Annotated in this window: 18 protein-coding genes and 2 pseudogenes; 9 read left to right on the forward strand and 11 right to left on the reverse strand. The window is 71.0% G+C overall.

The features are described from left to right. The first annotated feature begins 419 nt into the window (after positions 1 to 419). Complete coding sequence (gene dcd, locus EDD90_RS26775) at positions 420 to 995, forward strand: dCTP deaminase (protein ID WP_123975552.1); 576 nt, start codon at positions 420 to 422, stop codon at positions 993 to 995. A 10-nt stretch (positions 996 to 1,005) separates the two neighbouring features. Then, positions 1,006 to 1,512: a phosphoribosyltransferase gene (locus EDD90_RS26780; RefSeq protein ID WP_123975553.1), complete on the forward strand. Its 507-nt coding sequence runs from the start codon at positions 1,006 to 1,008 to the stop codon at positions 1,510 to 1,512. 96 nt (positions 1,513 to 1,608) lie between these two features. Here EDD90_RS26780 and EDD90_RS26785 read toward each other — a convergent pair whose 3' ends face one another. From EDD90_RS26785 to EDD90_RS26795, 3 genes are all read right to left on the reverse strand, one after another. After that, positions 1,609 to 2,556, reverse strand: coding sequence for a Yip1 family protein (locus EDD90_RS26785; RefSeq protein ID WP_123975554.1), 948 nt, complete (start codon positions 2,554 to 2,556; stop codon positions 1,609 to 1,611). A 137-nt stretch (positions 2,557 to 2,693) separates the two neighbouring features. Further along, positions 2,694 to 4,169, reverse strand: a complete 1,476-nt coding sequence (locus EDD90_RS26790) for an FG-GAP-like repeat-containing protein (protein WP_185149232.1) — start codon at positions 4,167 to 4,169, stop codon at positions 2,694 to 2,696. A 67-nt stretch (positions 4,170 to 4,236) separates the two neighbouring features. Beyond that, on the reverse strand, positions 4,237 to 5,718 hold the full coding sequence (locus EDD90_RS26795) for an FG-GAP and VCBS repeat-containing protein (protein WP_123975555.1): 1,482 nt from the start codon (positions 5,716 to 5,718) through the stop codon (positions 4,237 to 4,239). Positions 5,719 to 6,055: 337 nt separating this feature from the next. Here EDD90_RS26795 and EDD90_RS26800 point away from each other — a divergent pair, with 337 nt between their 5' ends. Further along, positions 6,056 to 7,012: a MerR family transcriptional regulator gene (locus EDD90_RS26800; RefSeq protein WP_123975556.1), complete on the forward strand. Its 957-nt coding sequence runs from the start codon at positions 6,056 to 6,058 to the stop codon at positions 7,010 to 7,012. A 15-nt stretch (positions 7,013 to 7,027) separates the two neighbouring features. Here the strand turns inward: EDD90_RS26800 and EDD90_RS26805 are convergent, their stop codons facing one another. From EDD90_RS26805 to EDD90_RS26810, 3 genes are all read right to left on the reverse strand, one after another. Beyond that, positions 7,028 to 7,651 carry a histidine phosphatase family protein gene (locus EDD90_RS26805; RefSeq protein ID WP_123975557.1) on the reverse strand — a complete coding sequence of 208 codons (624 nt, stop codon included), beginning with the start codon at positions 7,649 to 7,651 and terminating at the stop codon, positions 7,028 to 7,030. Between the two features lie 176 nt (positions 7,652 to 7,827). Continuing rightward, complete coding sequence (locus EDD90_RS59095; protein WP_398925555.1) at positions 7,828 to 8,184, reverse strand: alpha/beta fold hydrolase; 357 nt, start codon at positions 8,182 to 8,184, stop codon at positions 7,828 to 7,830. Between the two features lie 134 nt (positions 8,185 to 8,318). Next, positions 8,319 to 8,852, reverse strand: a complete 534-nt coding sequence (locus EDD90_RS26810) for an allene oxide cyclase barrel-like domain-containing protein (protein WP_123975558.1) — start codon at positions 8,850 to 8,852, stop codon at positions 8,319 to 8,321. A gap of 205 nt (positions 8,853 to 9,057) precedes the next feature. Between EDD90_RS26810 and EDD90_RS26815 the strand changes: the two are divergent. The 6 genes and pseudogenes from EDD90_RS26815 to EDD90_RS26840 all read left to right on the forward strand — a co-directional run. Continuing rightward, a pseudogene (locus EDD90_RS26815) lies at positions 9,058 to 9,186 on the forward strand (antibiotic biosynthesis monooxygenase); the annotation flags it as partial. A gap of 178 nt (positions 9,187 to 9,364) precedes the next feature. Continuing rightward, positions 9,365 to 10,015, forward strand: coding sequence for a hypothetical protein (locus EDD90_RS26820; protein ID WP_123975559.1), 651 nt, complete (start codon positions 9,365 to 9,367; stop codon positions 10,013 to 10,015). A gap of 98 nt (positions 10,016 to 10,113) precedes the next feature. Next, positions 10,114 to 10,845, forward strand: coding sequence for a GNAT family N-acetyltransferase (locus EDD90_RS26825; protein WP_221305132.1), 732 nt, complete (start codon positions 10,114 to 10,116; stop codon positions 10,843 to 10,845). A gap of 527 nt (positions 10,846 to 11,372) precedes the next feature. Next, the gene (locus EDD90_RS26835) at positions 11,373 to 12,788 is read left to right on the forward strand and encodes a hypothetical protein (RefSeq protein WP_123975560.1); all 1,416 of its coding nucleotides are present in this window, start codon (positions 11,373 to 11,375) and stop codon (positions 12,786 to 12,788) included. A gap of 250 nt (positions 12,789 to 13,038) precedes the next feature. Continuing rightward, positions 13,039 to 13,272: pseudogene (locus tag EDD90_RS57600) on the forward strand (transposase); the annotation flags it as partial. A 53-nt stretch (positions 13,273 to 13,325) separates the two neighbouring features. After that, positions 13,326 to 13,646, forward strand: coding sequence for an antibiotic biosynthesis monooxygenase (locus EDD90_RS26840; RefSeq protein ID WP_123975561.1), 321 nt, complete (start codon positions 13,326 to 13,328; stop codon positions 13,644 to 13,646). A 48-nt stretch (positions 13,647 to 13,694) separates the two neighbouring features. Here EDD90_RS26840 and EDD90_RS26845 read toward each other — a convergent pair whose 3' ends face one another. The 5 genes from EDD90_RS26845 to EDD90_RS26865 form a co-directional block, all read right to left on the reverse strand. Further along, positions 13,695 to 14,159, reverse strand: coding sequence for a DUF1877 family protein (locus EDD90_RS26845; RefSeq protein ID WP_123975562.1), 465 nt, complete (start codon positions 14,157 to 14,159; stop codon positions 13,695 to 13,697). A 208-nt stretch (positions 14,160 to 14,367) separates the two neighbouring features. Further along, positions 14,368 to 15,573 (reverse strand): IS110 family transposase, encoded by a 1,206-nt coding sequence (locus tag EDD90_RS26850; protein WP_123971457.1) that lies wholly within the window; start codon positions 15,571 to 15,573, stop codon positions 14,368 to 14,370. A 490-nt stretch (positions 15,574 to 16,063) separates the two neighbouring features. Next, positions 16,064 to 17,263, reverse strand: coding sequence for an NAD(P)/FAD-dependent oxidoreductase (locus EDD90_RS26855; protein WP_123975563.1), 1,200 nt, complete (start codon positions 17,261 to 17,263; stop codon positions 16,064 to 16,066). Positions 17,264 to 17,377: 114 nt separating this feature from the next. Beyond that, complete coding sequence (sigJ, locus tag EDD90_RS26860; protein WP_123975564.1) at positions 17,378 to 18,322, reverse strand: RNA polymerase sigma factor SigJ; 945 nt, start codon at positions 18,320 to 18,322, stop codon at positions 17,378 to 17,380. Positions 18,323 to 18,376: 54 nt separating this feature from the next. Continuing rightward, positions 18,377 to 20,629 carry a tetratricopeptide repeat protein gene (locus EDD90_RS26865; RefSeq protein ID WP_123975565.1) on the reverse strand — a complete coding sequence of 751 codons (2,253 nt, stop codon included), beginning with the start codon at positions 20,627 to 20,629 and terminating at the stop codon, positions 18,377 to 18,379. Positions 20,630 to 20,731 lie beyond the last annotated feature (102 nt).

Consider the following 20,731-nt stretch of genomic DNA (forward strand, 5'->3'; position numbering starts at 1 on the left):
GGGCGGGATCCGGCTGCGGGCGGCCGGAGTTGGGGCGTACGGTGGGGGTGTGGGAGAGGGTCCGGGCGGGACGGAGTGCCGCCTGGAGAGCCGTCCCTTTGATCCCGTAATGTGGCTTTCCGTCGTCACGGCAGTAAGCCCGACGCGGCTCCTGGGGAAGGGACTTAAGGGACTTGATGGAACGCACCGTCGTCCGCTGTGCCGAAGGGCACGTGTTCAGCACCGCTTCGTTCCCGATGCAGCAGGCCGAGCGGCTCGGCCCCGGCCGGCTCGTCCGGTGTCCTAAGTGCGCCCGGTTGCGCAGCGCCGTACCGGTCACGCTCGAAAGGCAGTAGCGGCACAGGAAGAACTGCAGTAACACAGGCGCGTGGACTCGTGGTGGTTTTCACGGGTCCGCGCGCCTTGCGTATCCTCGGGACGTGCTTCTCTCAGACAAGGACATCCGGGCCGAGATCGATGCCGGGCGGGTACGGATCGATCCCTACGACGAAACCATGGTGCAACCGTCGAGCATCGACGTACGGCTGGACCGGTTCTTCCGGGTGTTCGAGAACCACCGGTACCCGCATATCGACCCCTCCGTCGAGCAGCCGGACCTCACCCGGCTCGTGGAGCCCGAGGGCGACGAGCCCTTCATCCTCCACCCCGGTGAGTTCGTGCTCGCCTCGACGTACGAGGTCATCACCCTGCCCGATGATCTTGCGTCGCGGCTGGAGGGGAAGTCCTCGCTGGGGCGGCTCGGGCTCGTCACCCACTCCACCGCCGGGTTCATCGACCCGGGGTTCAGCGGGCACGTCACCCTGGAGCTGTCCAACCTCGCGACCCTCCCGATCAAGCTGTGGCCGGGTATGAAGATCGGGCAGCTGTGCATGTTCCGGCTCTCCTCCCCCGCCGAGCACTCCTACGGCAGCGAGCGCTACGGCTCCCGTTACCAGGGGCAGCGCGGTCCCACCGCCTCCCGCTCCTACCTCAATTTCCATCGGACGCAGGTGTGAGGCGCCGGGTATGAGCAGCGGAAGTGACGCTCGGGAGAACCTCACCTACGAGCAGTTCGGCGTGGCCGTGCGCGAGCTCGCCCAGACCATCGCCGACGACGGGTTCGAGCCCGACATAGTGCTGAGCATCGCCCGTGGCGGGGTCTTCGTCGCCGGTGGGCTCGCCTATGCCCTCGACTGCAAGAACCTGCATCTGGTCAACGTGGAGTTCTATACGGGGGTGGGGACGACCCTCGAGATGCCCGTCATGCTCGCCCCCGTCCCCAACGCCATCGACTTCAGCGACAAGAAGGTCCTGATCACGGACGACGTCGCCGACACCGGCAAGACGCTGAAGCTGGTCCGCGACTTCTGCCTCGACACCGTCGCCGAGGTCCGCTCCGCAGTGATCTACGAGAAGTCCCACTCCCTCGTGAAGTGCGAGTACGTGTGGAAGCGGACGGACGACTGGATCAACTTCCCGTGGAGCGTCGAGCAGCCCGTGGTGAAGAGGGCCGGGCAGGTTCTGGACGCGTGAGGTGTGCGGGCGGCGAAGGTCCGTGCTGATCGGAGAAGGGCCCCCGGCTGTCTCGCCGGGGGCCCTTCTCGTACGGACCGTGTGTGCCGGTGGCCTCTAGAACGTGCCGAGCTTCACGATCGACAGCAGTGCGATCAGCTGGATCGCCGACGCGCCCAGGGCCTTCGGCCACGGCAGGTCGTGGGACCTGCTCACCATCAGGGTGAGCAGCGCGCCCGCGCCGACCCAGGTGGCCCAGCCGAGGAGCTGGACGAAGCCCGCGTCGCCGCCGAAGAACATCGCGAACAGGAGGCGGGGGGCGTCGGTGACCGACATGATCAGCATGGAGAGGCCGACCGTCGGCTGCCAGGCGCCGTCGCCGCCCAGCTGGCGGGCCAGGGTGTGGGTCACCACGCCGAGGACGAAGGACATGACCACCACCGCGACCGCGGTCACCAGGACGATCGGGACCGCGTTGGAGAGTGTGGCGTTTATCGCGTCCGAGCGGGCGCCGTCGAAGCCGAAGACCGCGAGCAGGCCGTAGAGGAAGGTCACGATGAGGGCGGGGGCCCACATCGAGTAGTCCCGCATCTGGAGGAAGGTCTGGTTGGGGGCCAGGACGATGCCCCGCAGCAGGTCCTTCCAGTGCAGACGCGGGCCGATCGGGCCGGACGGCGCCGCCGAACCGGCGTGGTAGGTCGCGCCCTGCGTGTAGGCGCCGGCCTCGTCGACCGAGAAGGCCTGGGTGTGGCCCGGCTGGTTCGCCGCGTACGGGTCGGGGGCGGCACCGTAGCCGCCGTAGCCGTTGTCGTCGCCGAAGTACTCCGGGCCGTCGCCGCCGGGCTGTGTCCGGCCCTGGTGTCCGCCGCGCACCTGCGCCTGCGGCCAGCCGGGCCCGCCCCCGTTCTGCGGGTACGGCCGCGGAGCCGACGGGTGTCCGTACGACGGCCCCGGCTGCCCCCCGTAGCTCTGGGGCGGCGCCTGCTGCCCGTACGCGGGTTGTTGCGGTCGCGCTTGCGGGGCACGGTTGTCCCGGCCGCCGCGTCCGATCCTGAATCCAGCCACGTCCTCGAACGTACCCGGTCCGGAAGAAGCGTGTGCGGGCTCGGCCGTCGGAGCCCGCCATTGCGGCAGAGCTGTGACATCCCCTAAGGGAGGCCCAGGGGGAGAAATCCAGGAGGTTCCGGGGGGTCCGGACGGGCCTACTGCCCGAACGCGGAACCCAGCAGCGCTCCCGTCCCCGACACGCCCACCGACGTGGCTCCGAAGCTCACCACGCCCGTCGTCGTCAGGCCCGAGGACGAGCCGCGCAGGCTCCATACGGCGCCCCGCCCGCCGTTCTCATGCTGCGCGCCGACCGCCAGATCGGCCCGGTGGTCGCCGTTGAGGTCGGCCAGCCGGACGGCGGAGCCGAAGAGGTCGGTGTTTTCGTCGCTGTCGGGGACGCCGGGCGTGTTCTGGGTGTAACGCGTCGCGCCCACGCCCGTCAGACCGGCGGCGGAGCCGCGCAGCAGCGTCACGGTGCCGGCCTGCCGGACGGCGCCGACCGCCTCGTGGGGCGCACCGACCGCCACGTCCGCGTATCCGTCACCGTTGACGTCGGCGACGGAGAGGGAGTCGCCGAACCAGTTTTGCCCCACGCTGCTGCCGGGGACGCCCGGGCTGTCCTGGGTGATCGTCGCCTGGGGTGTGGTGCTCACGCCGTCCGGGCCGCCCAGGTAGGCGCGGACCGAGCCGCCGTCGGCGCCGGTGACGTCTCCCGGGGTGACGGACACGATGAGGTCGTCGTGTCCGTCGCCGTTCACATCGCCCACGGCGACCTGGTGCCGGCCGCCGGTGGGCAGCACCCGCTCGAACTCGGGCGTGGGGGACGCACCCTGGTAGACGATGTTCCCGGAGACCGTCGGCGACGAGTTCCACGAGTCGTACGTGCCGTTGATCACCAGGTCGTCGATGCCGTCGCCGTTGAAGTCGCCGGCGGCCAGGGAACAGGCGCCGCCGCCGCAGGCGACGCCGGACACGCCGCCGTCCTCCAGATCGGTGTCGAGCCAGGTGCGGGATGCGGCCCCCCCGGTCCTGGTGAAGCCGCCCCTGAAGATCTGTACGTCCGAACCGGTGCTGCCGACGGCCAGGTCGGCCCGGCCGTCCCCGGTGAAGTCGCCGACGGCCAGGGAGCGGCCGAAGTAGTCGTGGGACGTGCGGTCCGGGTCGGCGACGGCACGGCCTCCGCTCAGGCCGTTCTTGCCGCCCCAGACGATCACCACGGCACCGCCGTAGGCGTCGTCGCCGTGGCGCTCGGCGCTGACGACCAGGTCGGCGTACCCGTCCCGGTTGAGGTCCCCGAAGGCGAGCGCCGAGCCGAACCCTCCGTCGGTCTGCGCCGTGCCCGGGATCCCCGCCGAGTCCTGAGTGACGACCGTACGGTTCGACGCCTTGATGCCGGACTTGGAGCCGTAGCTGACGACCACCGCACCGGCCCGCGCCTTGCCGCCGACTGTGGCGCCCGGCGCCGCGGTGACGAGGTCGCGGTAGCCGTCGCCGTTGAAGTCGTCGGCGTACTTGGCGGGGGCGGCGGACGCGGCGGAGGCGGTGGTGACGGGCAGGGCGGTGAGCAGGCCGGTGGTGAGGGCCGCGGCGAGGAGCAGGGTGCAGGGGCGAAGGCGAGTGCGGGTGCGCAAGGCGGTGACTCCTTTGACGGGCCGGGCGCGTGCGGGACGCGCCCGGCCGGTTGCGTTCAGATACCCGTCAGCTGCCGAAGACCGAGCCGAACTGCGGGGTGCCCGTCGTCGACACGCCCACGTTGTTCGGGGCGATGGCCCGGGAACCGGTCGCGGTGATCTTCGAGCCGTTGGACGGCAGGTAGGTCACCGAGCCGTCGCCGCCGTTCTCGTACGAGCCGACGACCAGGTCGGCCTTGCCGTCGCCGTTGACGTCGTCGAGCTTGACGTCGGTGCCGAAGAGGTCGTTCTTCTCGTCGTCGCCGGGGACGCCGGCCGTGCTCTGGGCGAAGGACTGGGCGCCGGAGGCGAGGTTGATGCCGGTCTTGGAGCCGTAGAGGACGGTGACCTGGCCGGTGTTGGTGTGGCTGCCGATGTCCTCGCCGGGCGTGGAGACGACCAGGTCGGCGTAGCCGTCGCCGTTGACGTCACCGAGGTCGAGGTCCCAGCCGAAGCCGTCGCCCGTCTCCGAGGCGCCGGGGACGTTGGAGGTGTTCTGGTTGAACATGGTGACCTTGGCCGGGCCGGAGGCGCTGCCGTAGGTGACGGCCACCCGGCCGCCCTTGGCGGAGTCCGGGACGGTGGTGCCGTTGGAGGTGTTGTCCCAGTCGGCGCCGCTGACGATGTCGCCGAAGCCGTCGCCGTTGATGTCGCCGATACCCGTGACGATGCCGCTCTTCAGCGTCTTCACGCCGGTGGCGGTCAGGCCGTTCGCGGTGCCCGGCAGCCAGTAGTTGGTGTTCCACTGGTAGCTGGTCTTCGTCTCGAACCCGTCGACGACCAGGTCGCTGCGGCCGTCGCCGTTGACGTCACCGGCGGTGAGGTGCAGCGGGCCGTACGCCGACGAGCTGTTGCCCGCACGGATCGGCGCCTTGACGGTGTACCGGCCGCCGGGCGTGCCGTTGCTCGCGATGCCGCCCTTGAGCACCCACAGCGTGGCGGAGGAGCTGCCGACGGCCAGGTCGGCCTTGCCGTCGCCGTCGAAGTCACCGGCGGCCAGGCTCAGCCCCCAGTTGTCGTGCGAGGACGGGGCCGGGTCCTTGAGATCGACGCCCTTCCCGGTGAGGCCGCTCTTGGAACCCCAGAGCAGCGTGACGGTGCCGCCGTCGGTGTCGGTGCCGACCTTGTCGTACGGCGCGGAGACCGCGAGGTCGTCGTAGCCGTCGCCGTTGAAGTCGGCGTACGCCATGTCGTAGCCGAACTCGTCGCCGGCCGCGGCGGTGCCGGGGACGCCGGCGCTGTTCTGGCTGAGGGCGGTGTGCTTGGCGGCGGTGAGGCCGGTGGCCTTCGAGCCGTAGAGGGCGACGATCTGGCCGGCGTTCTTGTGGCCGCTGACGTAGGCGGTGGCCGCCGAGGTGGCGATGTCGCCGATGCCGTCGCCGTTGAAGTCGGCCTGAGCGACCTTGACGGAGTCCGCGGCCGACGCCGAGGCGGCCGAGAACGTGAGCAGCCCGCCCGTCAGCGCGGCCGCGGTGGCCGTCGCGAGAGCGAGTCGCGGGAACGTGTGCATGCGGGTGGTCTCCTGCGGCATGCGGGGGGCCGTCCGCACCGGGCGGACGTCCGGAGTCATTGGATGTCCGGCGATCAAGAGACCAACGTCAACCGGTAAAGGTTGTACGTGAGTTCGAGAATTCGATGAGATCACCGGGGTATGCGGCTGCGACTCGCCGGGGCCTCGGGCGCCGCCGGTGCAGGGCGGGCCCATGAGGTGACGGGTCCATGAGGGCGACGGGCCCATGAGGGCGACGGGTCCATGAGCGCCGTGAAGATCTATGCAGCGACCGTGCCCGCGGAGCGCTTGACCTTACCCTTGAGGGCAAGGTTTAGCGTTCTTCGAGGTGAGGGGTATGCGGATCGGGGAGCTGGCTCGGCGAGCCGGTGTGACGACCAAGGCGGTGCGCTACTACGAGTCGCTCGGGCTGCTCGCTCCGGCGCGGCTGGGCAACGGCTATCGGGACTACGACGAGCACGACGTACGGCTGACCCAGGAGATCCGGGCGCTGGGCCGCCTCGGCATCCCTGTCGAGGCGACGCGGCCGTTCCTGGAATGCCTGGCCCTGGGACACCGGCACGCGGACGACTGCCCGGCCGCGCTGGCCGGGTACCGGGACGCCATCAACGAGCTCACGCAGCGGATCGAGGGCCTCACCGCCCGCCGGGCGGTGCTCGTGGCGCACCTGCACGAGGCCGCCCACCGCAACAGCCACCGCTCACCGGCCGCCGAAGGAGAGGAACCGATGACCGACTACACGAGCCTGCCTGCCGACCTGCCCGTTCCCGAGGACGACGGCGCCGCCGCCCACCTGCCCGGAACCGGAATGCCGCAGCTGGAACTCCGGGCCACCGACGGCGCGACGGTCGGCCTCGATGCGCTGGGTGCAGGTCGCACGGTGCTCTACATCTACCCGCTGACGGGCCGTCCCGGCGTCGATCTGCCCGAGGGCTGGGACGCCATCCCCGGCGCCCGTGGCTGCACCCCCGAGACATGCGGCTTCCGCGACCACCACCAGGATCTGCTCGCGGCCGGCGCGGCCCGGGTGTACGGCCTCTCCAGCCAGGACAGCGACTACCAGCGTGAGGTCACCGAGCGGCTCCGCCTGCCGTTCCGGATGCTTTCCGACCCGGCCCGAAGCGTGGCTCGGGCACTGGAACTGCCCACGTTCACCGTCGGCGGGCTGACGCTGTACAAACGGCTCACGCTGATCGTCAGGAACAACGTGATCGAGCACGTGTTCTACCCGATCTTCCCGCCGGACAGGCACGCCGGCCAGGTCCTGGCCTGGCTGGGGGACAACGCCCTGTAACCCTGTAGAGCGGCCTCAGACGTGGAGCTCCTGTGGAAAGCCGGTCCAGCGGAGCTCGGTGGGGAGGTGGCCGGTGTCGTTGAAGAGGAGGAGCGCCGGCGGGCGGTCGGGTGCGTAGCGGATGACGGTCAGGGCCGCGTTGGCGTGATTGATACCCAGCCATCGCCACTTCGGCGCGGCGAGGGCGGCTCGGACGAGCCAGCCGACGAGGAAGTTGTGGGTGACGACAAGCTCGTGGCGCGGTTCGTCGCCGGCGACGGGTCCGGTGAAATCCGCGAGCGCCGCCGCCGCGAGCCCGGGGCCCTGTTCGCGTTCCTCGGCCGTGAACTGGTCCAGGAACTTGATCCAGGCGTCGGCCGCCTCCGGCGGCAGTTCCTCGCGTGCCGGCAGGTAGGGGATGTAGTCGCCGGCCGCTTCAGAGTGATGGCGCGGGACACCGTCGAGCTGTTCACCGATCAGCCGGGCGGTCTGTTCGGCACGGGCGAGCGGACCGTGGTGGATCGCCGCCAGCGGGACCCCACGGAGCCGCTCCCCCAGCAGGACGGCCTGGCGGCGGCCCGCAGCGGTCAGTTCGCTCTCGTCCGGCGACGCCTCGGCGTGACGGGCGAGATAGAGATAGCGGGCGGCCGTACCGGTCATGGGCGCGTCCTTCAGTGGAGTCGAGGTTGCGGACTCATGGAGGGACACCGACCCGCGCGGACCGGTTCCGCGAAGGATGGAGTCGTACGACCACGGTTCCATCGATGCCCGGGCCGACCGCGAGAGGGCGGCCGTTCCTGTCGGCCGGCCGGAACAGTCGGCCGAACTCCCGCTTCTCATCGGTGAGTTGCGCGGGCGTCACACCCTCTCGGCCCAACCGCAAGGCGCTGCAGCGCCCGGCCCGTCTCCGGCGGACGCCGTTCGAACCGGACACCCGGGTTGAGGCCGGTCAGGGACCGGCTGGGAGCCGGGTCGTACGGGCCCGGCGTGCCGCCGAACCCCGGCAGATCGGGGGCGACGATGTGCAAGTCGTCGGACAGGGCTGTCAGTTGATGCCGACACATCCGGCCGCCTTGCCCGGCACCGTGCACCAGGACCAGCGCCGGATGCTCTGTGCTGCCGGCCTTCAGAACATGCGTCCTCACGGTCACAAGATGGCAGCCGCACACGCGCCGGACCAGCCGACAGCACATGCCATCAGTCGAACACGGCCACGGGGGCTACGGCAGTGTCCCGAAAACCCGGTCACCCGTGCCCATGGGGCCGATCGAGCCGGTGGGCCGTGCCGTGGACGGCCCAGCCTTCTCACCGGGCGGGGGAGGGCCGGTCAGCGGTAGAGGTCGATCGTGAAGCGCCGCGTACCCGTACCGATCGTGACGGCGTGGACCGAGCCACGGGCCCGGTTGAACACCCCGGTGCCACCGGTGATCGCGTTGTCGAACGAAGGGGGAGGGCCCGGGTTGAGGATGCCGAAGACCATTCCCTGCACGGTGAGTTGACCGCCCGGGAGGTTGTAGTTCACGACGCACTCCTCCGCTCCGCCGCTGTCGACCCGGGTGGTGGTGCAGGTGCCGCCGGTGTCACCGGCCTTGTTGCCGCGCTGGTCGAAGAGTTCCGAGCGGAAGACGGTCCGATCGCCCTGGGCGGGGCTGCCGCCGGGGTTGACGGGGAAGCGTGTCTGCTGCACGAGGTGGCCGATGAGTGTGATGACCTGGTGTCCGCCCCTGGCATGGGCGAAATCGGTGTCCGCCGCGGCGCCCGCGACGGGGGCGCAGGCGAGAAGGGTGACCAGCGCAGTGGCCGTGCCGAGACAGGCTGCCCTGATGGGGCGCATCATGTGGCTCCCGAGGTCGATGTTCATGAACGGTCAGGTGCCGCATTCATAACCTCGGCGCTGTCCCCGCCCGGAACGCCCCGGCACGACCCACCGTCAGATCCGACCAGTCGGACCAACCCGGGACGAGAGATGCCCCGACCGACCGCGCACCACAGAGATCGCTATCCACAGCAGGCGTGCCAACTGACCGCTCACGCCCTCCTGATCACCCTTGCGGCGGGACGAGCCCATGAGCGGAGTGAAGATCGACGTGCTGACTGTCGCCGCCGAGCAGCGGGAGGTTCCGGAGAAGCGGTTCGCCTCCCGGGCCCACTCCGTGGAGAGCTCGGACGGATTCGAGTGGTGCGAGTTGCTGCAGTCGCAACGGGTGCGTTGATGTAGCACTGGCCGCGCTTCCGTGAGGAGCCCGTCCGAGGGTTGGTCAAAACGCCGGAAAGTGGCTCCTGACCTGCAACGGCAGGACTGAAGTCGGCGAATTTCGTTGGCCTCACGGCATCACCGCTGCGTAGGGTCACCGCGTCCCAGGAGGTGAGGCCGTGACCACGTACGGCACGATGTTGATTCCCGCGCCGCTCGAACAGGCCGCCCCCGTCCTGCGCGCGGTCTGCGCGGCCGGCTACGCGACCACCGCCGGGCCGGAATTCTGCCTCGCCCACCCGGACCGGTCCGTCGAGGAGAACAGCGTCTTCGCGCTCGCCGGGCCGATCAGCGCCGAACTGGGTGCTCCGGTACTGGCCGCCTTCCAGTACGACGGTGACCGGCTGGAGTTGGAGGTCTGGCGTGACGGAGTTCTCGCCCACCGCTACGACTCCTGGCCGGGACGGGACGACGAGGACGCCGACGAGGTACCCGTGGGCGCGGACCCTGCCGCTTTCCTGGACTTCGCCGCCGGGCCCGTGGACAGCCACCGCCTGGCCTCCGCGCTCGCGGACATCCCGATCGACGCGGAGGACAAGGACGTCGACGGCGACCCGGGGTACGTCTGGGCCCAGTCCCTGCACTGGGACGTGCTGAGTGCGCTCGGCCACCCGGACCAGACAATCCGCCGCGCGCAGTGGGACTACTTCCACATGCGCGGCGCGCCGCAGGCACTCTCGGAGGTGCCGGCCGGCACCGAACTCGTCGTCCTGGGCACGGCCGAGCACCCGTTCCAAAGCCTCACCCGCGCGCCGCAACAGGTGCGCTGACGTACCACTACGACCCGCACAGGGGAAGAACCGCAGAGTCGTCCCGGTCTGCCTGACAGACATGCTCAGCAGCGCGACCAAGCTTCCCCCGGCAGGAAGTGGGGCAGGTCTTCCCCCCAGGATCAACCGTCGGCGTCTGGAGAAAACCGGATGCGGCGGCCGGCGAGGCTGGCTACCGTCCGGGCGTGGCCCACACCTATCCCCCGCTGAACGTCGAAGTCCGCACGCCACGCCTGACGCTGGCCGGCGCCTCCGACGAACTGCTGGAACGTCTCGTGCCGCTCGTGCGGGCCGGGGTCGCCGACGCCGAGCCGTGGCCGTTCGACGACCCGATCTCGTTCTACGCCGACAGCCCCGAACGGGAATGGCAATGGCTGCGCGCCATCTGGGCCGGCCGCGCCCGCGTGAGCCCGGACTCGTGGCGGCTGTACTTGGCCGTCCTCGTCGACGGCGAACCGGTTGGCATGCAAGACCTCATCGGCACGAACTTCACCCGGTTCGGCACGGTGTCCAGTTTCTCGTGGCTGGCCCCCGGCAGCCGCGGACAGGGACTCGGCAAGGAAATGCGGGCGGCGGTCCTGCAGTTGGCCTTCGCCGGGCTGGGCGCACGCGAAGCCGGCAGCGACGCCTTCATCGACAACGAAGCATCCAACCGCGTCTCCCGTGGCCTGGGCTACGAACCGAACGGCACGGACTGGGACACCCGCCGCGGCGAACCCGCGCTGATCCAGCGGTGGCGGCTCGCTCGGGACGCGTGGGAACGGATCCGCCGGGACGACATCGAGCTGACCGGCATCGGGGAATGCCTGCCCGTCCTCGGCATCGACTAGTGCCGTGACCGCGTAGGTCCGCCGTGTCGGTGGTCGTGGCGGTTGGACGTAGGGGATGTCCGATCCGACCGCTGGAGGCGCGGTAGCTGAGCCTGTCCGTGTGCGCAGACTGACTGACCAGGAGGGGCAGAAGCGGCCGCGCAGCCAGGCGGGCCGTTCGCATCGCTGTGCACGGCGTCCGTCCCCGGCGGCTGGTGGGACGGGTCGTCACCGGTGTCGGTGAGTACCCGGCTGACATCGCTGGTGGCGAGCCGACGGGACCCCGCGGAGATCTGGTGCTTCATGCGGGCCGGGGCGTTCCGAGGGAATTGGCGGGGCGTTTGTCATACCGGTGATCTAAGGTCGTGCTGTTCGTCACCGCCGGGGGCGTGTCTGGCTTGCCGGCGTAAAGCTTCAGCAGCTGTGAAGGAGACGGACCGGTGCCCGCGCGGGATCGCCCAGTGGTCGGCGAGGTGCGGCCAGGGACCGACGTTCCACCCGGTCCGTTCAGTGAGTCCATGCAGACCTCTTCAAACACAAGGACGTTGATGAGACGCAATTCCCTCACCGGCTTAGCCGCCGTGTTCGCTTCGGCCGCGGGTCTGACCGCATCGTTGCTGATCGCGAGTCCGGCGGGTGCCGTTTCCGGCCAGCCGGTGATCACCATGGATGCGCCGACTCCGGCGGCCCTGCCGACCGCTCCTGCCGCGGCAGGCGTGTACTTCGACTTCCACACCCAGACCAAGAACCTCACGGCCGACGATGCCACTCTGACCGTGGACGCCCGGGGTCTGTCGAAGATCGCCAAGGTGGCGTTCTCGAGCAACTGCACCGCCCATGGCCTGGTCGCCACATGCTCGGAGTCGTTCGAGTCGGGCTCCAATCCGAAGATCGGCCTCGGGTCCATGACTCAGCTGACCCTGACCGCACTCAGAGGCAGCCGGCTGGGCGCCACGGGAACGTACAAGATCACCGGCCGGTCCGCGCACGCGCAGATCGTGGGTGGCACGGGATCGGTCACCGTGGGAGGGCCGTCCTTCGGCCTGAACCGCCTCGCCGATCACACCAACCTGAAGGTCGGCAGCAACGTCACGGAACCGGTCCGGTTCACCAACGTCGGCAACCGTCCCGCTCGCGGCGTGCAGACCGTCCTGGCAGCCTCACCCGGCCTGGACTTCGCCGACCACTACTCGAACTGCCAGTACGGGTCCAACGGAGCGGCCCACTTCGCCAAGTGCTACCCCAAGGGTGCCATCAACATCGCGGAGACGGCTGCCCTGTCCGCCCCGGTGCGCCTGCACGTGAACTCCAGCGCCCTGTTCACCTACCTCGACGTCCTCACCGCGCCTCTCGGCCAGCCCGGCTGGCCGGACGGCCAGGGCATCAAGTGGACGTGGGGCAAAGACTCGGCGCCCGCGCTCAAACTCAAGGTGATCAAGGCAGGCCGACACTCTTCGGCCCCGGCGGGATCCGTCTCCCTGCCGCAGACCGGCACCGTCACCGACTACGGGATCGCTTCCCTCAGGGCCCGCAACACAGCCGACTTCGCAGTATCCGGCGCGAGTGCTCAAGCCGGTGTGGGCACGACCGCGACCCTCCGCTTCCACCTGGCCGCCAACGGTCCGGCGACCCTGTACGACCGCAGCGGCGGTGACGGAGTGCCCACCGTCTGGGTGACGCTCCCGCCCGGCACCACCGCTGTCGGCCACTCGGCCAACTGCGCCCCGTGGCAGGAGAACAATCCGACCGCCACGGCCAAGGGACCCTACGTCTGCATGCTGCCGGGCTACATCGTGCCCAAGGGACAGGTCACCGACTTCGCCCTGACCCTGCGGGTCGACGACGTCGTCACCCATGCCGCAGGCAGCGTCCAACTGGTCTGGGGCCCGGATCCGGCCGACTCCCACCGGCCCGACTTCGATCCGGACAGCCGCAACGACTCCGCCGTCCTCACCGTGAACTGAGCCACAGCCCACAGGCAAGCAGCGGCCCCTCCGCCCAGTCACGGCCCGACGACCACTCCACCGCTCTCGCCGACACGCAGGCCGGTGCCGGGCAACGCCTGCTCGGCACCGGCGGGCGAGGCGTCACAGAACCCGAGGCACGCCAATGGCCAACGCGTCGGCGTGGGCGACCGGCCGCATGCCGCTACCGGCGAGAGGGCGACCGCCGCAGTCCTCGCCGCGCATCGCCCGGGCGTCGCCGACGCGATACCCCGCGCCCGAGGGTTGCCGCGGACGTCCCCGCAACCGACCCGGACGGCCCTTCGCCGACCGGGGCTACGACTACGGCAAGTACCGCCAACTTGCCGCGGAAACGCGGTATCTGCCGCCTGGTCGACCGACGTGCCGCTGCCCACGGCTCTGGTCTCGGCCGCACCCGCTGGGTCGTCGAGCGGACCGAACCGCCTGGCTCCGTCGGTCCAGACGACTCCGTGTCCGCTACGAATGATCAGTTGGTCGCTCACGCCCTCCTGATCACCTCTGCGGCAGGATGGGCCCATGAGCGTAGTGAAGATCAACGTGCTGACCGTGCCCGCAGAGCAGCGGGAGGTCCTGGAGAAGCGGTTCGCGTCCCGGGCCCACGCCGTGGAGAACTCGGACGGGTTCGAGTGGTTCGAGCTTCTCCGGCCCGTCGAGGGGACCGACCAGTACCTGGTGTACACGCGGTGGCGGGACGAGGAGTCCTTTCAGGCGTGGATGGAGGGGCCGATGAAGGCGGCGCACCAGGGCGGGGCCGAGGGCGAGCGGCCGAAGCCGGCGGCGTCCGGTTCGACGCTGTGGTCCTTCGAGGTGGTCCAGTCGGCGGGGCCGAAGGGCTGACACCCGGACGGTCCCGCCGGAGGCTCGGCGCGGGCGGGTGAGGGCGGCTCACGGCTCGGACAGGCACTTCACCACCGCGTCGCCGGACTCGGCCGTCTGCGCGTAGAAGGTTCTGAGCTCCTGGTGGGCCGCGGCGAACTCGCCCCAGGTCTCGGGCTCCGCGGGCGTGCCGCCGTAGTGCGGCATCAGGGTGTCGCGGGCGAGATCCCACAGGGCGTCGAAGTCGGCCGCCGTCAGGAACCCGGCCACCTGACGGGCCTGGGCGGCGGTCAGTACCAGCAGGGGCGGCTTGTGGCGGTCGGGGCGGACCACGGGGCGGCCGCCCAGCAGCACCTGGGTCTCGGGACGGGTTGTGGAACCGAGCGGGCAGGCGCCGGCGTAGATGCGCTCCTGGTCCAGATAGCGCCGGTGCCGGACGGTCTCCGAGTCGCTCTCGAAGAGCCGTTCCAGCCAGGTCGGGCTGTTGCGCAGCGCCGGGGCCGGCACCGCGCGCAGACGGAGGTACTCGTTCATGTCAGAAGGAGCGCACGCGGGTCTCGATCCATCACGCTGCCGGGTGGGAACGGGGCGGATCGGCCGCTGACCTCGTGCGCCGTGCCGCCGTGATGGATAGGTGGGCCGCCGCGACGGAAGGGCCGGCCGCCCCGCCGGCTCCGCGCCGTTCACGGGGGGGTGCCCCTATCTCTTTCGTCAAGGGGCGCGTCGGTTGATTGGTGATGTTTCAGGCGGCTTGGGGGGTGGCTTGAGGTTCGAAGAACGTGCCGTCGCGGAGCATTGCGAAGAGCACGTCGACGCGACGGCGTGCGAGACACATCAGGGCCTGCTTGTGCCGCTTGCCCTCGGCCTTCTTCCGCTCGTAGTAGGCCCGGGAGGACGGGTCGGACAGCGAGGCGAACGCGGCGAGGAAGAAGGCCCGTTTCAGGTGCTTGTTGCCTCTGCGGGACGGGCTCTCGCCACGGATCGAGGACCCCGACCGCCTGGTCACCGGAGCGAGCCCGGCATAGGCGGCGAGGTGGCCCGCGGTCGGGAAGGCGGTGCCGTCACCGACATCGATGAGGATCCTGGCTCCGGTCCTGACGCCTATCCCCGGCATCGACGTCAGGAGCTCGGAAAGAGGGTGCGATTTGAGCAACTCCTCGATGTCCGAGGCCAGTTCCTTGCGCTGGTCGAGCAGGCCGGCCAGGTTCTTCGCGAGCTTAGGCACGATCACCGCGGCCGCGTCGGTGCCCGTGACGACGACGGTCTGCTCGTCGAGTGCGGTGAAGATGTCCTCGACCAGCCGCTGGGCCATCCTGGGCGCCTTCGGCCGCAGCAGCGTGATCAGGCGCCGTCCTCCGGCCTTGCGGATCGCCTTGGGCGAGCCGAACTGTTCCAGCAGCGTGAGCACGGCCGGGTGCTGGATGCGTGGCCCCAGGACCCGTTCGAGGTGCGGGTGGATCTGGGTGAGCAGGCCGCGGAGCCGGTTCGCGACCCGGGTGACCTCGCCCGCGAGGTCGTCGTCGAACCCGACGATCATGTGGAGTTCGGCGATGGTTTCGTCCGTGAGCTCGATCGATCGGAGCGTGTGGGGCATGGTGCGGGCGGCGTCCGCGATGATCGCCGCGTCGCGGGCGTCGGTCTTGCCCTCACCGGGATAGAGGTCCGCGATCCGCCGCATCGTCAGGCCCGGCAGATACGCCACCTCGCAGCCCGCGTCGCGGGCGATGGCCAGTGGCAGAGCACCGATCGAGGCGGGCTGGTCCACGACGACCAGGACCCGGCCGTACTTGGCCGTGAGCTTGTCGAGCATGGCCCGTATCTTCGGCTCGCTGTTCGGCAGCGGCTTGTCGACGACGCTCCTACCGTCCGGCATGAGACCCGTGGCGTGGTGTTCGCCCTTGCCGACGTCGAGGCCGAGGAAGACGGCCACGTCGCGGATGTCGATCACTTCACTCCTCCTGGGAGGGTCTTGTCTTCCCGGCCAAGGCACGGCGCCGACATCCGGCAACCACGTTACGAAGAGCGTTGCCGGCGGGCCGGCGCTCCTGCCCCTATTAGCGATCTACCGGCGCCTCCCGACCCGGTGACACCACCCCCCGGGTCATGGTCGACAGGGGGCAAAAGTCATGCCGGGCCAGAAGGCCGGGAGCCCCAAGATCGGGGCCGTCTAGAAGGTAACGGGGGAGAGACACGAACGGCGTGGAGAAGTCCGGGGAGCGACCGGCTTACTCCCCCAGCGCACGGTCGCCGGGAAGCGTCACCCCGGCCGGGGCGCGGCGCGGGTGCCAGGCGCCGGTCAGGCCGGGGGCCGGCCGTAGGGGCCGTGGGGCCCGCGAGGCCCGTGACAGCCATGAGGGCCATAGGGGCGGGCCGTGGCCGGGGCGCCGGTCCGGCCGGTGCGGCGGTCGGTGCGGCCGAGTGCCGGGGGCAGGTGGCCGTCAGGCCGGTGTGACGGTGGGTTCGGCTGCCGGGGTCGGCTGCGGTACGACGTGGCGGCGCCTGGTCGGGATGCCGAGCAGCGGGTTGGCGACGCCCCAGGCCGCGCCCTTGCAGACGAGTTCCTTGTAGACGGCGGCGGTCCGGCCGGTCAGGGCCGCCCGTACGGCGCGGTCGTCGGCTGTGACGTACTGGATCAGGCCTTCCCTGCGGCCCAGCGAGATGCACTGGTTGAAGTAGCGGATCGGGGTGTTCGGGAGCTTGCCGCCGGTGAGGCGGGCCGCGATGGTGTCCGCGGCCTGCCAGGCCATCGGGACGCCCGAGGCGCAGGACATCCGGAGCGGCTTGTCGCCAGGGCCCGCCGCGAGGGCCGCGTCACCGATGGCGTAGACGTCGGGGTGTGAGACCGAACGCATGGTCCCGTCGACGACGATCCGGCCGGTGTCGGTGACCTCCAGGGCGGTGGCCCGGGGGATGGGGTGGACGGCGAAGCCGGTGGTCCACAGGGTGACGGCGGCGGGGATCGTGCCGCCCTCGGCGGTGGTGACATGGCCGGCCGTCACTGCCGTGACGGCAGTGTGCTCGTGCACGGTGACGCCGAGCCGGTCGACGACCTTCCGCAGGTGCCGGCGCCCCTTGGCCGAGAGCCAGTCGCCGAGGCCGCCGCGGGCGGCGAGGGCGACCCGGAGGTCCGGGCGGACCTCGGCGATCTCGGTCGCGGCCTCCAGGCCGGTGAGGCCGCCGCCGACCACGACCACGGGCTGCCCGGCGGCGAGACCGGCGAGGCGCTCACGCAGCCGGAGCGCGCCGGGGCGGCTCGCGATCTGGTGGGCGTGCTCGGCAACGCCGGGGACGCCCTGGTCGTTCCAGGCACTGCCGAGGGCGTAGACGAGGGTGTCGTACGCGATCTCCTCCGCGGCGCCGTCCGCCTCGACAGCGGTGACCGTCTTCCGGTCGACGTCCACGGCGGTGACGGTCGCGAGCTTCAGGGCGACTCCGGTGCCCGCGAACATCTCGGCGAAGGGCCGGGGCCTGAGCTCCTGGCCGACCGCGAGCTGATGCATCCGGACGCGCTCGACGAAGTCGGGTTCGGCGTTGACGAGGGTGATGGCGACGTCCTCGCGGTGCAGCCGCCGGGCGAGGCGGCCGGCGGCGACGGCTCCGGTGTATCCGGCTCCGAGGACGACGATGCGGTGCTGCATGTCCGTGCTCCTGTCATCCAGCTCTTCAGCGGGTCGCCCCTTGAACCGGGCGGCCCGCCGATTCCTGACAGGAAGACGGTGTGAAGCAGCTCACATGGGGACAGGGGAGAGGGATCAGAAGAGCGTGAGCATGGGGTCGCCGTGGTCGCCGGCCGACCACTGCCTGGTCGCGCGTTCGAGTTTGTCGGGGTTGGCCTGGCTGCGGAACGCGGCGATGCCCTCCGGAGTGATCTCCAGGCACATGATCCCGAAGACCCGGCCGTCGACGACCGCCACGAGGGCGGGGCCGCCGTTGGCGGTCGTGAAGTGGAACTCGGCCGAGCCGCCGACCAGGGCACGCTGGGCGGGGCCGGGTTTGAACAGGCCCCGCATGAACTTCGCGACGGCGAGGGCGCCCTCGAACGCCTTGGCCCGGGCCGGGACCTTTCCGCCGCCGTCGCCCATCGCGACCGCGTCCTGGGTGAGCAGCCGGACGAGCGGCTCGGTACGGCCGCTGGTGGCGGCCGCGAGGAACTCCTCGACGATCCGCCGGGCGGCGGCCTCGTCGACCTCGGTACGGGTCCTGCCCTCGGCGACGTGCTTCCTGGCCCGGTGGAAGATCTGCTGGCTGGCGGCCTCGGTGAGGTCGAGGATCGCGGCGATCTCCCGGTGCGGGTAGTCGAAGGCCTCCCGCAGCACGTACACCGCGCGCTCGCCGGGGGTGAGGCGCTCCAGCAGGGTCAGGACGGCGTACGACACGGACTCGCGCCGTTCGGCGGTGTCGGCGGGGCCGAGCATCGGATCACCGGCGAGCAGCGGCTCGGGAAGCCACTGGCCGACGTAGGTCTCGCGGCGGGCGCGGGCCGAGGTGAGCTGGTTGAGGCACAGGTTGGTCAGCACCTTGGTCAGCCAGGCCTCGGGGACCCCGATACGGCCGACGTCGGCCGCCTGCCAGCGCAGATACGTCTCCTGTACGACGTCCTCGGCCTCGCTCGCGGAACCGAGGAGCCGGTAGGCGATGGCCCCCAGCCGGGGCCTGGACGCCTCGAACCGGTCCACCTCGCTCGTCGTCAGGGCCATGGCCCGGATCCTAGCCCGCGGCACGCTCCCGGCGGGTGCCGGTGCGCAGGGCGCTCAGTGGTGGTGGCCGTACCTCGTGTCCGTGGTGCCGGCGCGGGTGGCCGCCTCGGCGGCGCGGATCCGGGCGTGGGCGGCCTCCGGGGCGCGGCCGGCGCTGTCCAGGACCCGGGCGAGGTTGTTCCAGGTCAGGCTGTTGGCGTACCAGTTGTCGGAGTCGTGGCGGATGCGGAGGGACTCCTGCAGGGCGGCGACGGCCGCATCGGTGCGGCCCGCCGCGTGCAGGACACAGCCGAGGCTGTTGAGCGAATCTCCGTGCAGGAAACGGTTGTGGGTCTCGCGGTGCAGAACGCAGGCCCGTTGCAGCACGAGCGCCGCCTCGCCGTGCCGGCCCAGGGCGTCCAGCACCAGACCGAGGTTGTGCCAGGCCCGGCCCTCGTGGGAACGCTCGCCGATGTCACGGAAGCGGTCCCGGGCCCGCCGGTGGGTGACGACGGACTCGTGCAGCAGGCCGCATCTGCGCTGGGCGAGACCGAGGTTGTTCCACGCCATGCCCTCGCCGGCCGGATCGCCGAGCCGGCGGAACAGGTCCGCCGCGTGGACGAGGGGTTCGATGGCCTCGTCGGACCGCTCGGCACGCAGCAGCGCGTTGCCGAGGTGGTTGCAGACGGTCGCCTCCGCGTGCTGGTCCGCCGACCGGCGCGCCCGCTCCCCGGCCCTGCGGCTGACACTGACCCAGTCCTCGAAGTAGCGCCGCCTGCGCAGGAATTCGGCCAGGTGGAGCGCGAGCGCCACGGTGCAGTCCGGGTCCTGTTCGTCGGGCCACTGGACGGCGGCGACGAGGTTGACGCGCTCGGCGTGGAACCAGGAGAGCGCCTCCGCCCGCCCCTTGAACAGATCGGGCGGCGGGCCGTCGGAGGGCGCCCGCAGCTGACGGTCGGCGGCCGCCGCCTTCGTCCGGTAGTGGTCCCGTATCTCCCGGCGCGCCCGGCGGCCCTCCTCGCCGAGTACGGGGTCGTCGGCGGCCAGCGCGCTCGCATAGCCGCGGACCAGATCGTGGATGCGCCAGCGCTCGGGGAGTTCGTCGCCGCGCCCCTCGCCGGTGATCAGATGGGCGCCCACGAGGTCGTCGAGGAGATCCAGTGCCAGGGGCCGGGGCCGTCCGGTGGCCACCACCGCCGTTTCGGTGCTGAAGTCCTGGAAGGGCACCTGGGCCAGCCGGCACAGCGCCCGGGTCCGGTCCGGGGGCAGCCGGCGGAAGGACATGTCGAACACGGGGGCCAGCGCCAGGGCCCGGCCGTATTCGTCGACGCCCCTGCTGGTCAGGACCCGGGTGCGGTCGACGGCCGCTCTCAGCTCCTCGACCAGTGACGCGAGCGGGTTGCGGACATAACGCCGGTGCAGGAGGGAGGTGGCGATCCGCAGGGCGAGCGGCATACGGTCGCACAGCCGGGTCAGCTCGCGCACCGACTCGGCCTCCTCCGGCGTCCACTCGTCCGCGCCGCCGGCCCGCCGGCGTAACGCCGGGGCGATCAGGCGGACGGAGTCGTCGGGGGTGAGAGGTCCCAGGGGCAACTCGACGGCCGTCAGCGACTCATGGCATTCGCGCGAGGTGATGAGCACGCAGTGCAGACCGCTGGCGGGCAGCAGCGGTGAGATCTGCGCCGAGTCGGAGACGTTGTCGAGCACCAGCAGGACCCGCCGGCCGGCGTCGGCGAGCGCCGCGAGGTGGCTGCGGTAGGCGTCGAGCTGGTGGCCCTCCTCGCCGTAGTGGCCGACCAGGTCGGAGCGGAGGTCGAGGTCGCCGGTGGCGAGGGCGTGCAGCAACGAGGTCACCGCCTGGGTGGGGGTGACGGGGTTGTCGTCGTAGCCCGCGAGGTCGAGGAAGAGGGCTCCTCCGGTGAACCAGCCCTCGTTCCGGGCCCGGTGCGCGGCCTTGAGCGCGAGCGCGGTCTTGCCCATGCCGCCGAGGCCGGTGACGACACAGACGAGCGGCGCGTCCGGGGCCGGACCGACGGGCGGCCCCAACCGTGCTGCCAGCGCGGCCAGTTCGCCGACCCGTCCGGTGAAACCGCCCTGCGCCATCGGCAGCGTGCACGGAGCGGGCCGGTCGGGACGGCGACGGTTGTGGTTCACGATCATCTTTCCGACGACCTGCCCCCGGAAGACACCCTGCCGGAAGTCGACGTGGTCGTCGGCATCGGGGGCTGAGTCGCCGCCGGGGTCCGGCGTCCGGCCGTCACCTGCCTGCACCTGTGGCTCCCCCTCGACCCGCAACCGCCAGGCTCGCACCGCTTTGAGGGGCTTCACGGTAGAGCATCCCCGCCATCCGGGGGACGGGTTCGGCCAACCCCACCCGCGCCCGTAATTCTCATGCGTCCCGCCGCGGCACCCCCGTACGATCCTCCCGCC

The organism is Streptomyces sp. Ag109_O5-1, assembly GCF_003814875.1.
Classification (GTDB): domain Bacteria; phylum Actinomycetota; class Actinomycetes; order Streptomycetales; family Streptomycetaceae; genus Streptomyces; species Streptomyces sasae.

Excerpts from the sequence above, each read along its gene's own strand:
- EDD90_RS26805 (WP_123975557.1), bottom strand. The coding sequence starts at position 7,651 with ATGACCGGTACGGCCGCCCGCTATCTCTATCTCGCCCGTCACGCCGAG.
- EDD90_RS26780 (WP_123975553.1), top strand. The coding sequence starts at position 1,006 with ATGAGCAGCGGAAGTGACGCTCGGGAGAACCTCACCTACGAGCAGTTC.
- EDD90_RS26835 (WP_123975560.1), top strand. The coding sequence starts at position 11,373 with ATGAGACGCAATTCCCTCACCGGCTTAGCCGCCGTGTTCGCTTCGGCC.
- EDD90_RS26800 (WP_123975556.1), top strand. The coding sequence starts at position 6,056 with ATGCGGATCGGGGAGCTGGCTCGGCGAGCCGGTGTGACGACCAAGGCG.
- EDD90_RS26855 (WP_123975563.1), bottom strand. The coding sequence starts at position 17,263 with ATGCAGCACCGCATCGTCGTCCTCGGAGCCGGATACACCGGAGCCGTC.
- EDD90_RS26840 (WP_123975561.1), top strand. The coding sequence starts at position 13,326 with ATGAGCGTAGTGAAGATCAACGTGCTGACCGTGCCCGCAGAGCAGCGG.
- EDD90_RS26810 (WP_123975558.1), bottom strand. The coding sequence starts at position 8,852 with ATGAACATCGACCTCGGGAGCCACATGATGCGCCCCATCAGGGCAGCC.
- sigJ (WP_123975564.1), bottom strand. The coding sequence starts at position 18,322 with ATGGCCCTGACGACGAGCGAGGTGGACCGGTTCGAGGCGTCCAGGCCC.
- EDD90_RS26795 (WP_123975555.1), bottom strand. The coding sequence starts at position 5,718 with ATGCACACGTTCCCGCGACTCGCTCTCGCGACGGCCACCGCGGCCGCG.
- EDD90_RS26845 (WP_123975562.1), bottom strand. The coding sequence starts at position 14,159 with ATGAACGAGTACCTCCGTCTGCGCGCGGTGCCGGCCCCGGCGCTGCGC.
- EDD90_RS59095 (WP_398925555.1), bottom strand. The coding sequence starts at position 8,184 with ATGTGCTGTCGGCTGGTCCGGCGCGTGTGCGGCTGCCATCTTGTGACC.